9 protein-coding genes are annotated in these 11,146 nt (G+C 69.9%); 1 reads left to right on the forward strand and 8 read right to left on the reverse strand.

Annotated features, from left to right (window positions below; translation table 11 throughout):
- Positions 1 to 32: 32 nt before the first annotated feature.
- From HUS23_03485 to HUS23_03515, 7 genes are all read right to left on the reverse strand, one after another.
- Positions 33 to 356, reverse strand: a complete 324-nt coding sequence (locus HUS23_03485) for a carboxymuconolactone decarboxylase family protein (protein ID QKT02936.1) — start codon at positions 354 to 356, stop codon at positions 33 to 35.
- Positions 346 to 798, reverse strand: a complete 453-nt coding sequence (locus HUS23_03490) for a DNA lyase (GenBank protein QKT02937.1) — start codon at positions 796 to 798, stop codon at positions 346 to 348. The genes HUS23_03485 and HUS23_03490 overlap by 11 nt, the downstream gene beginning before the upstream one ends.
- 75 nt (positions 799 to 873) lie before the next feature.
- Positions 874 to 1,401 (reverse strand): G/U mismatch-specific DNA glycosylase, encoded by a 528-nt coding sequence (gene mug / locus HUS23_03495; GenBank protein QKT04954.1) that lies wholly within the window; start codon positions 1,399 to 1,401, stop codon positions 874 to 876.
- Positions 1,402 to 1,454: 53 nt separating this feature from the next.
- Positions 1,455 to 2,078: a UdgX family uracil-DNA binding protein gene (locus tag HUS23_03500; protein QKT02938.1), complete on the reverse strand. Its 624-nt coding sequence runs from the start codon at positions 2,076 to 2,078 to the stop codon at positions 1,455 to 1,457.
- 13 nt (positions 2,079 to 2,091) lie between these two features.
- A complete protein-coding gene (gene hrpA, locus HUS23_03505) occupies positions 2,092 to 5,916 on the reverse strand; it encodes an ATP-dependent RNA helicase HrpA (GenBank protein QKT02939.1) in 3,825 nt (1,274 codons plus the stop codon).
- A gap of 250 nt (positions 5,917 to 6,166) precedes the next feature.
- Entirely contained in the window at positions 6,167 to 7,156 is a 990-nt protein-coding gene (locus tag HUS23_03510; protein ID QKT02940.1) for a glutathione S-transferase family protein, read from the reverse strand.
- Positions 7,140 to 8,159 (reverse strand): MBL fold metallo-hydrolase, encoded by a 1,020-nt coding sequence (locus HUS23_03515; protein QKT02941.1) that lies wholly within the window; start codon positions 8,157 to 8,159, stop codon positions 7,140 to 7,142. Before HUS23_03515 ends, HUS23_03510 begins: the two co-directional genes overlap by 17 nt.
- Positions 8,160 to 8,338: 179 nt before the next feature.
- Here HUS23_03515 and ppk1 point away from each other — a divergent pair, with 179 nt between their 5' ends.
- Entirely contained in the window at positions 8,339 to 10,414 is a 2,076-nt protein-coding gene (gene ppk1 / locus HUS23_03520; protein QKT02942.1) for a polyphosphate kinase 1, read from the forward strand.
- Positions 10,415 to 10,437: 23 nt separating this feature from the next.
- Here the strand turns inward: ppk1 and HUS23_03525 are convergent, their stop codons facing one another.
- Positions 10,438 to 11,061, reverse strand: coding sequence for an MgtC/SapB family protein (locus HUS23_03525; protein QKT04955.1), 624 nt, complete (start codon positions 11,059 to 11,061; stop codon positions 10,438 to 10,440).
- Positions 11,062 to 11,146 lie beyond the last annotated feature (85 nt).

Here is an 11,146-nt window from a genome sequence, read left to right on the forward strand (position 1 = left end):
CGGATGATGAAGATCAGGGAGCACCGGCGGGTTCAGCGCCGCGCCTGCAGGATGTCTTCCACCCAGCTGAGCGCCGCCGAGACATTGGGGAAGCCGATCGTGCTGGTAAGCGCCACCAGCGCATGAAAGACCTCTTCGGGCGAGGCCCCGGCATCCAGGGCGCGCCGGGCGTGGCTGTGCACCGCGCCTTCGGAGCGAATCGCGGCGGCCGCGGCAAGCTGCACCAACTGGATCGCGCGCTCGTCGAGCGGCCCCTCCTCGCGCACCGCCTGCCCCAATTCCTCCAGCGCACTCATAAACCCACCGTGGCGGGCGCGCAGCTGGGCGTACCAGTCCGGAAACTCGTCAACGTCCATACGCTTGCTCCTTCGGCCGTATCTCCCAGGGCCGCACCGGACCCGGGACGATGGTGAACAACGGGTGCGGCTGCGGCCGCTCCAACCCCTGCCAGCGGCTATACCACGGCGGCGCACGCTCGCGCAGCTTGGCCAGCAGATGCGCCCATTCGTAGTACAGCTGGCCATCGGTTTCCTGCAGCGGTGGACACCCGTCCCTCGCCCCCAGCTTATCCGCATCGAAGCGATAGCCACGCATCGCCGCCTCCTGCCAAACCGCGGCGAGATAGGCGGCGATCGCCGCGCCCGGGTCCGGCTGCGCCTGGAAGCGCAGCAGCTGCGGGTGATTGCGATAGCCGCGCGTGCCCCCTTGCAGCACCTTCTGCGCCAGCAGGCCCTCGCGCCACAGCGCCACCAGCCCGCGAGGATCGAGATACCGCGGATGTAAGGTCCACAGGCGCATACGGCTCCTCGCCGCCCTCGCGCGGCCCTGTCACGAGCGTGGACCAACGGCGGCCACTCTACAAGGTGACGCGGCTCACGGTGCGCGCCGCTCAGGCCTCCGAGCCAAGGTGTCGGCCTGCTCGCGCAGGGCCCCGAACAGGCGCACCAGGTCCGGGAGCTGGTGATTGGCGTTCAGGCCGCTGGGGTTGGGCAGTACCCACACCTCCGCGCCCTCCAGATCCTGCGGCTGGCGCCCGAGTCGGGCCTTGGGCTGGCCGAAGGCCTGCCGGTAGGCCCCGATGCCCAGTACCGCCAGGATGCACGGGCGGTAGCGTCGCACCAGGGCCCGCAGCCTGGCGGCAGCCTGCTCGTAGTCGGCGCGCGTGAGTTCGGTCGCCGCAGCGGTGGCGCGCGGCACCACGTTGGTCACCCCATACCCGTACTCCAGCAGTTCGGCCTCCTCGTAGGGACTGAGCAGGCGCGGGGTGAAGCCCGCGCCGTGCAAGGCGGGCCAGAAGCGATTGCCGGGGCGGGCGAAGTGGTGGCCCACCGCGGCGGTATACAGGCTGGGGTTGATCCCACAGAACAGCACCTTCAGGTCGGGCGCGATCACGTCCGGCACCGTCTTGCCGCGCGCGGCCTCCAGCTCGGGCTTGGTCGGGCGCGGGGGTGGGCTCACTGTGCCAGCCTCGCGGCCACGTCGGCGAGGTCCTGGCGAAACTGCGCGTGCGCCTGCGCGCGAGCCTCTCCCCCGCGCACGCGCAACAGCGCCGCGGGATGGGTGGTCACGAAGGTGGCCGCACTGAGCGGCGTCACGGTGAACTGGGCGCGCACATCCTTGAGGCGTACCGCGCGCCCGAAGGCCGCGCGCGCCGCTGTGAGGCCGAGGCAGACCACCATCCGCGGACGCACCGCGCGCACCTCCTCGGCCAGCCAGGGGTGGCAGGCCGCGATCTCGCGCGCGCTGGGTTTCTTGTGCAGGCGGCGGCTGCCACGCGGCTCCCACTTGAAGTGCTTCACCGCATTGGTCACGTACACGGCCGCGCGGTCGATCCCGACCTCCTCGAGCACGCGTGCCAGCACGGCGCCGGCGGGGCCGACAAAGGGCCGGCCGACGCGGTCCTCTTCGTCGCCCGGCTGCTCGCCCACCAGCACCAGGGCGGCGCGGCGCGGCCCCTCGCCGAATACGGTCTGCGTGCCACGGGCGTACAGCGGGCACCCGCGGCAGTCGGCCGCGGCGGCGCGCAGCGCCTTCAGGGTACGCGCGGCGGGCAGGAAGTCGGCGGCGGAGGTGTCCATAACGGCAGGATAGTCAGCCTTGTAGGTCGCGCGCCAGGCGCGGCACGGAGACGGGCTGGGCGGTACCCAACTCCTGGGCGAACAGCGACACGCGCAGCTCCTCGAGTTGCCAGCGCAGCGCATCGCGCGGGTTGGGCTCGCCGCGCCGCTGCCGGTAGCTCTCCAGCAGCCGCGCCAGTTCCAGGCGCGGGGCGCGGTCGCGCTGCGGGTCGCGCTCCAGTTTGTCCAGGCGCCGCGCCAGCGCGCGCAGGTAGCGCGGGTAGTGCTGCAGCCAGGTCCAGGGCGTGCGCGCCACGAAACCGGGGTAGACCAGTGCCCCGAGCTGGGCGCGCATATCGCCCGCCGCCTCCAGCCAGGCGGGCGGCAGCCCGCCCTTGAGGCGCTTGCGCACGCCGTGGTACTCCGCCAGGGCCTCGCCCACCGCGGCGGCGAGCTCGTTCCCTTGGCCGACCAGATTCTGCTGCGCGGCCGCGCAACGCGCCTCGAAGTCCGCGGGCGTGCGCGGCGGCGGCGCTTCGTCCAGGGCCAGGGCGCGCGCGAGCGCGGCGCTGACCAGGTCCTCCGTCAGATCCTGGCAGCGACCCACCGCGGCGTAGTGCAGACAAAGGCGGTCCAGCCCCGGCAGGTTCTTGCGCAGGTAGCGCAACTCGCGGTTCAGGGCACGGGCGCCCAGCGCGCGCACGCCCTCGCGGTGCGCGGCGGCGGCCTTGGCGGGATCGTCCAGCAGGCGCAGGGCCACGCGCTCGCCCTCCGCCACCAGCGCCGGATAGCCGCGCAGCGCAAGCCCGCCGCGCTCGAACGCGACGCTGTCGGGCAGTTCGCCCACGTCCCACGCCTCCACGGCCTCGCGCTCCCACTCGGGGTGCACGGCGGCGCTGAACTGCGCGCCGGCGCGCGCCGCGAGGCGCGCCTTGAGGGCATCGAGGTCGCGGTCCTGGTCCAGCACCTTGCCGTCGGTACCCAGCACGCGAAAGTGCATGCGCAGATGCGCCGGCAGGCCTGCCTCGTCGAAGGCCGCGGGGTCGATCACCACGCCCGTCATGCGCCGCAACTGCGCGGCGAGCGCCTCACGCAGGGGCGCCACGCGCGGAGGCATCGCCTGCACCGCGGCGCGCGCGAAATCGGGCGCGGGCACGAAGTGGCGGCGCAGGCCCTTGGGCAGCGACTTGATGAGCGCCACCACCTTCTCCTCCAGCAGTCCCGGCACCAGCCACTCGAAGGCGCCCGCCTCGAGCTGGCCCAGCGCCGCGAGCGGCACCTCGACGGTCACACCGTCCTCGGGATGGCCGGGCTCGAAGCGATAGCGCAGGCGCAGCACCAGCGGCCCCAGCGCCAGTTCGTCCGGGAAGGCCGCGGCGCCCTCGGCGCCGTGCTGCATGAGGTCCTCGCGGGTGAGGAACAACAGGCGCGGGGCCTCGCGCTCGGCGCGCTTGCGCCAGACCTCGAAGCCGGCGGCGCTGTTGACCTCGGCGGGAATGCGCGCATCGTAGAAGGCATACAACACCGCCTCGTCGACCAGGATGTCGCGCCGCCGGGTCTTGGATTCCAGGCTCTCGATCTCGGCGATGAGCGCGCGGTTATGCGCATAGAACGGCGCGCGCGTGGCCAGATCACCCGCCACCAGCGCATCGCGGATGAAGATTTCGCGCGCGTGCGCCGGGTCGAGGGGCGCGTAGTTCACGCGCCGGCGCGCGGTGAGCACCAGGCCCCACAGGGTCACTTGTTCGTAGGCGACCACGTGGCCCGCCTTGCGCTCCCAGTGCGGCTCGAAGTGGTGGCGGCGCACCAGGTGCGCACCGACCTGCTCGACCCAGGCGGGCTCGACCTTGGCGTTGATGCGCGCGTAGACGCGCGTGGTCTCCACCAGCTCGCCCGCCATGAGCCAGCGCGGGCCCTTTTTGAACAGCCCGGAGGACGGGTGCGGCTGAAACTGCACGCCGCGCGCGCCACGGTAGGCGTCTTCGTGCTTGTGGCCGACGTGGCCGAGCAGACCGGCGAGCAGCGCGCGGTGCAACGGTGCGTACTCGGCAGGCGTCTCGGACAGGCGCGCGCCGCCCTCCAGCGCGACGGTCTTGAGCTGGCTGTGGATGTCCTGCCACTCACGCAGGCGCACGTAAGACAAAAAACGCTCGCGGCACCACTGGCGCAGTTTGCGCTGCGAGAGGTGGCGCTGCGCCTCCTGCCAGGCGCGCCACAGGCTCACGTAAGCCAGAAAATCGGAGTCCGGGTGCGCCCACTGCTTGTGCGCCTCGTCGGCCTGCTGCTGGGCCGCGACCGGTCGCTCGCGCGGGTCCTGCACGCTGAGCGCCGCGGCGATCACCAGCACCTCGCGCACGCAATCCTCGGCCTGCGCTGCAAGGACCATACGCGCCAGGCGCGGGTCCACCGGGAAACGCGCGAGCCGCCGCCCCAGCGGCGTCAAGCGGCGCTTGGCGTCCACCGCGCCCAGCTCCTGCAGCAGACGGTAGCCGTCGTTGACCGCGCGCGGCTCGGGCGGGTCGACGAACGGGAAGCGCGCCACGTCGCCGAGCCGCAGGTCGGCCATGCGCAGGATCACCGCCGCGAGGTTGGTGCGCTGGATCTCGGGCGGGGTGTATTCGGCGCGCGCCAGATAATCCGCTTCGTCATACAAACGGATGCACACGCCCGGCGCCACGCGCCCGCAGCGACCCTTGCGCTGGTCGGCGGAGGCGCGCGACACGGGCTCGATGGGCAGGCGCTGCATCTTGCTGCGATAGCTGTAGCGGCTGATGCGCGCCAGGCCCGTGTCCACCACGTAGCGGATGCCCGGTACGGTGAGCGACGTCTCCGCGACATTCGTGGCGAGCACGATGCGCCGCCCGCCGTGCGCCTGGAAGATACGCGCCTGCTCGGCCGCGGACAGGCGCGCGTACAGCGGCAGGATCTCGGTGTGCGGCGGGTGGTGTTTGCGCAGTGCCTCGGCCGCCTCGCGGATCTCGCGCTCGCCGGGCAGGAACACCAGCACGTCGCCCGCCGGCTCCCCCGCCAGTTCGTCCACCGCGGCCACGATGCCCGCGCTGAGGTCCGCCTCGCCCTCCTCGCTTTGCGACGGGCGGTAGCGCACCTCCACGGGATAGCCGCGCCCCTCCACCGACACCACCGGCGCGTCGAAATGACGCGCGAAGCGTTCGGGGTCTAGCGTAGCGGACGTGATAATGACCTTGAGATCGGGACGCCGCGGCAACAGGCGCTTGAGGTAACCGAGCAGGAAGTCGATGTTCAGGCTGCGCTCATGGGCCTCGTCGATGATGAGGGTGTCGTACTGCGCGAGTTCAGCGTCGCTCTGGATCTCGGCCAGCAGGATGCCGTCGGTCATCACCTTCACGTAGCTGTCGGCGCTGACGCGGTCATGGAAGCGCACCTTGTAGCCCACCGCCTGGCCGAGCGGAGACTGCAGCTCCTCAGACAGACGCGCGGCCACGCTGCGCGCCGCGATGCGCCGCGGCTGGGTATGGCCGATCAGCCCGCGCGCGCCGCGCCCCAAGGTGAGGCAGATCTTGGGGAGCTGCGTGGTCTTGCCCGAGCCGGTCTCACCGCACAACACCACCACCTGGTGCGCGGCGACGGCGCGCGCGATGCGCTCGCGGTGCTGGTTGACCGGCAGGGCCTCATCGAAGCGCGGCTGCGGCAGCGCGGCGGCGCGCTGCGCGGCGCGCGCCTCGGCTTCGGCAACCGCCGCCCGCCACTCGGCCAAGGCCTGCGGCGCCGGGTGACGCCCCAGGCGGCGCCGCTGGGCGCGCAAGCGCGCCCGATCATGGGCCAGGCATTCGTTGAGCTCCGCTTCGGAATCGGGAGGACGCGGTGTGGCGGGGGACATCGGAGTCATAAATAGATGGAGGGCGTCAAACGATCGACGCGCCGGCGGCGGCTTTTTGGCGATCCGGGCCGAGCACGACGACCAGGCCTGTCATAACCCTATGACTGCAAACGACACATAAGCTTGGCATATACCTTGCTATAACTGAGACGTGAAGGTTGCACGCAACCCTCATGTTGTCCCACTCCTCATCAAGCTGGCCTTTATGGTTCACGGGGTGCCTCCTTGGCACCCCGTTTTTTTTGGCCGGCTAAGGCCCTTCTCCCGCTCGCCAAGGCTCGGCCGGAAACCGCTCGCGGTCGTGCGGCGCGTTGAAATCGAGCTCCGGACCGCGTGGCACGATGCCGCTCGGGTTGATATCCCGATGGCTCTGGTAATAGTGGCGCTTGATGTGGTCCAGGTTGACGGTGACCGCGACGCCCGGGATCTGATAGAGCTCGCGCGTGTACGCCCACAGGTTCGGGTAGTCCACCAGGCGGCGCCGATTGCACTTGAAGTGGCCGACGTAGACCGAATCGAAGCGCACCAGCGTGGTGAACAACCGCCAGTCGGCCTCGGTCAGCCGCGGGCCGACCAGGTACCGCTGGTGAGCGAGGCGCTCTTCCAGGTGATCCAGCGTCTCGAACAGCGCCTCGTAGGCCTCCTCGTACACGCCCTGGCTGGTGGCGAAGCCCGCCTTGTACACCCCGTTGTTGACGTTGTCGTACACCCGCTCGTTCACGGCGTCGATATCGGCGCGCAGCGCCTCGGGGTAGAAGTCGACCTGCGCATCGCCGTAGGCATCGAAGGCGCTGTTCAGCATGCGGATGATCTCGGAGGACTCGTTGTTGACGATGGTGCGCCCGCGCTTGTCCCACAGCACCGGCACCGTCACCACGCCGGTGAAGCGCGGGTCGGCGGTGAGGTACGCCTCGTACAGATAGCGAAAGTTGTTCACCGTATCGGGGATGCAGCCCGGACCGTCGCTGAAGTGCCAACTGCGCGGGCCCATGATGGGATCGACCACCGACACGGAGATGACATCGTCCAGCTTCTTCAGCGTGCGGAAAATCAGCGTTCGGTGCGCCCATGGACAGGCCAGCGAGACGTACAGATGGTAGCGCCCGGGCTCCGGTGCAAAACCGTCGCGCCCATCCGGCGTCACCCACTCACGAAACGGGCTCTCCCAGCGCTCGAAGCGCCCCTCTTCGTTGCTGTAGGAGGAAAACTCCCGCCACACGCCGTTAACCAGTCGTTCCACGCCTCGCTCCTCCTGTGTTGCCCGCCGGCACCGCCGCCTCACGTGCGGCGCTCGGCGCGGCCTCACCGGCGCGTCGGCGCCGCGCGAGCCACACCTCCAGCCCCTGCGCGTTCAGTTCCAGGTCCATGGCGTAACGCTGCTCCAGCGCCTGCCCCGCCAGCGCGCTCCCGCGCCGCCGCGCCTCCTCGTGCAACAACCGCCGCAGCCCCGCACGCAACGCGGCAGCCGTGTCCGCTTCGCGCTCCACCGCCCGCGCCAGGGCCGCGTGCGCGTCGATGAGACGCCGCAGGTCAGCCGCCTCCGCGCTCGGCTCCTCCAGCACGCCGTAGTGCGTGAGGTACGCCCGCGCCGGTTGCATGGCCATCATGCGCGTGAGCGTCTCCTGCCAGACCTCGGGTTCGAACTGGACCGGCGTGGTGGTGGGAAAGATCAGCGGACGGGCCTCGGGATAGCTCAAGCCGAAGGTATCGCCGGTGAACAGCCCGCGCGTATAGGGATCGTACACACACAGGTGGTGCCGCGCATGCCCGGGGGTGTGCAGCACCTCGAGCACCCGCCGCCCGAGCGCGAGGCGCTCGCCGTCCTCGGCGGCCTGCACCCGCTCCGCGGGCACCGGCACGAGCTCCCCATGGTCGTCCCGCATGGCCTGTTCGCCGTACACCGCCACGGCCCCTTCCCACAGCCGGCGCGGATCGACGAGATGAGGCGCGCCGCGCGGATGCACGATCAAGCGCGCATCGGGCAGCTGGGCCATCAGCGCGCCGCTCGCGCCGGCATGATCGAGGTGCACGTGCGTGGGAATCACATAATCCACCGCCTGGCGCGCGACGCCGGCGAAGGCCAATGCGTTCAACAGGTGCTCGGCGGCGCGCCCGGGGCCGGTGTCGATGAAGGCCGCGCGCCCGTCGCCGACCACCAGATAGGCGGCGGCCAGTTCCGCGCGCTGAAAGCCGGTATCGATCAGGAAAACGCCGTCGCCCAGGTAGGTCGGTTCGCTCGGCATCGCTCTGGAAGTCCTCGCGCCACTGCGGGTTCGCCCACCCATCCTGCGCGCGTGCGCGAAAAAGGTGCAGGGAACCGGAACATAGGAACGTCATAGCTTAGCAGAACCGCCTCACTGGACGCTCGGGGAGGCGGACCCACATAATGCCGACAGGCCTTGCGAGAATCCGCCGGAGGCGCATGGACGCCGTCAATCTCAAACAACCCGAGCTGTACATCAATCGCGAGCTGAGCGCGCTGGAGTTCAATCGACGCGTACTCGAACAGGCCAAGGACGAGGCCACGCCACTGCTCGAACGGCTGCGGTTTCTGTGCATCTCGAGCACCAATCTCGACGAGTTCTTCGAAGTGCGTGTGGCGGGTCTGAAGCAGCAGGCCGAACTCGGCGCGGTGCAGGCCGGCCCCGACAACCTCACCCCGCCGCAGGCGCTCAAGCGCATCAGCGAACACGCCCACGGGCTCGTCGACGAACAGTACCGCGTCCTCAACGAGGTGCTGATTCCCGAACTCGCGCGGCACAATATCCGCTTCGTGCGTCGCACGCAGTGGACGCCCAAGCAAGCCGCGTGGGTGAAGCGCTATTTCACCCGCGAGCTGTTGCCCGTGCTGAGTCCGCTCGGGCTCGACCCGGCGCATCCCTTTCCGCGGGTGCTGAACAAGAGCCTGAACTTCATCGTGGCGCTGACCGGCAAGGACGCGTTCGGTCGCGACAGCGGACTTGCCGTGGTGCAGGCGCCGCGCGCCCTGCCGCGACTGATCCGCCTGCCGCGCGAGTTCGCGCGCGGACCCTACGATTTCGTGCTGCTGTCCTCCGTCATCCACGCGCATGTGGACGAGCTGTTCCCCGGCATGAAGGCCACCGGCAGCTATCAGTTTCGCGCGACGCGCAACAGTGACCTGTTCGTCGACGAGGAGGAGGTGGACGACCTGTTGCGTGCGGTGGAGGGCGAGCTCTCGTCGCGGCGTTTCGGGGATGCCGTGCGCCTCGAGGTGGCGGACAACTGCCCGCCCGATATCACCCAGTTCCTATTGCAACAGTTCGAGCTGGAGCCCGACGATCTCTACCAGGTGAACGGGCTGGTCAACCTGAACCGATTGCTGGCCCTGCACGAATTGGTGGACGAGCCCGAGCTCAAGTACCCCGCCTTCACCCCGGCCATGCCACGGCGCCTGGCGCGCAGCGCCGACATGTTCGAGGCCATCCGCCGCGGCGACGTGCTGTTGCATCATCCCTTCGAGTCCTTCGCGCCGGTGATCGACTTTCTGCGCCAAGCGGCGCAAGACCCGGGGGTGCTGGCCATCAAGCAGACCCTGTACCGCACCGGGCCCGACTCGGCAGTGGCCAAGGCCCTGGTGGAGGCCGCGCGCAACGGCAAGGAGGTGACCGTGGTCATCGAGTTGCGCGCGCGCTTCGACGAACAGGCCAACATCACCCTCGCCACCCAGTTACAGCAGGCCGGTGCCCACGTGGTGTACGGCGTGGTCGCCCACAAGACCCACGCCAAGATGCTGCTGGTGGTCCGCCGCGAGGGCCGCACCCTGCGCCGCTACGTGCACCTGGGCACCGGCAACTACCACGCCCGCACCGCGCGCCTGTACACCGACTACGGCCTGCTCACCTGCGACAAGGACCTCGGCGAGGACGTGCACAAGCTGTTTCACCAGCTCACCGGGCTCGGACGCGCGACCAAGCTGCGCAAGCTGCTGCAGGCGCCGTTCACGCTGCACAAGACCCTGCTCACACTGATTGCGCGCGAGGCCGAGCACGCCGCCGCGGGCCGACCGGCGCACATCATCGCCAAGATGAATGCGCTCTCCGAGCCGCAGATCATCCAGGCGCTGTACCAAGCCTCGCAGGCCGGGGTGAAGATCGAGCTCATCGTGCGCGGCATCTGTTGCCTGCGCCCCGGCATCGCCGGCGTGTCGGACAACATAGAGGTCCGTTCGGTGGTGGGGCGCCTGCTGGAGCACACGCGCGTGTATTACTTCCACAACGGCGGCGACACGCAGGTGTGGCTGTCCAGCGCCGACTGGATGGAGCGCAATTTCTTCCGCCGCGTGGAGACGACCTTTCCGATCGAGGACCCGCCGCTGGCCAAGCGCGTGGTCGAGCAGGGCCTGATGAGCTACCTCGCCGACAACACCCAGGCCTGGCTGCTGCAAAGCGACGGCAGCTATCGGCGCGTCAAGCCCGGCAATCAGAAACCACGCGCGGCGCAGCTGCTGTTGCTGGAGGCACTCGCCGCGCAGTCCTGAGCGCCGGCGGCGCCTCGCCCGCGTCAGTCGCCGACCGGGCGCAGGCTGAAGCCTTGCACCCCCGGCGTCTCGCGCAGCACCCGCGCGAGCTGCTGGAAGTTGCCGTCCTTCCGAGTCTTCAAGCGCAGGTCGTAGCTGAAGGCTTGCCCGCTACGATCCATACGGTACGAGGCCCGCCCGCCCTCCACGCCTTGGGCGCGCAGCAGCGCACGCAGATCCCGTTCGGGCAGCACGTTCGCGACGTCCAGGTGCACCCGCAGCTGGGCGTGGGATTCCGAGGGGGTAAGACCTTCAACCCAGCGCAGCAGGGACAGCGTCACCAAGGCCAGCGCGACCGCCGCCGCGGCCGCCGCGTAGAACCCCATGCCGATCACGATGCCGATCGCCGCCGTCATCCAGATCGAGGCGGCGGTGGTCAGACCGCGCACGCTGAGCCGCTCCTTGACGATGGCCCCGGCGCCGAGAAAGCCGATACCGGTCATGATGCCCTGCCCGAGACGCGTCGGGTCCACCACCAGCGCCTCCGAAGGCAGGTCCGCAAGCAGCTCCCACTGGTACACGGACAGCAGCATCAGGAGGCTCGAGGCCGCGCACACCAGGGCGTGGGTGCGAAAACCCGCCTGGCGCCCGTGCAGGGTACGTTCCATGCCGATCAGACCGCCCGCGATCAACGCCAGCACGAGGCGCACGACGGTGGTGACATAGGGGTCGTCGATGAAATTGAGATCCAAC

This window comes from Ectothiorhodospiraceae bacterium 2226 (genome assembly GCA_013348725.1).
Classification (GTDB): Bacteria; Pseudomonadota; Gammaproteobacteria.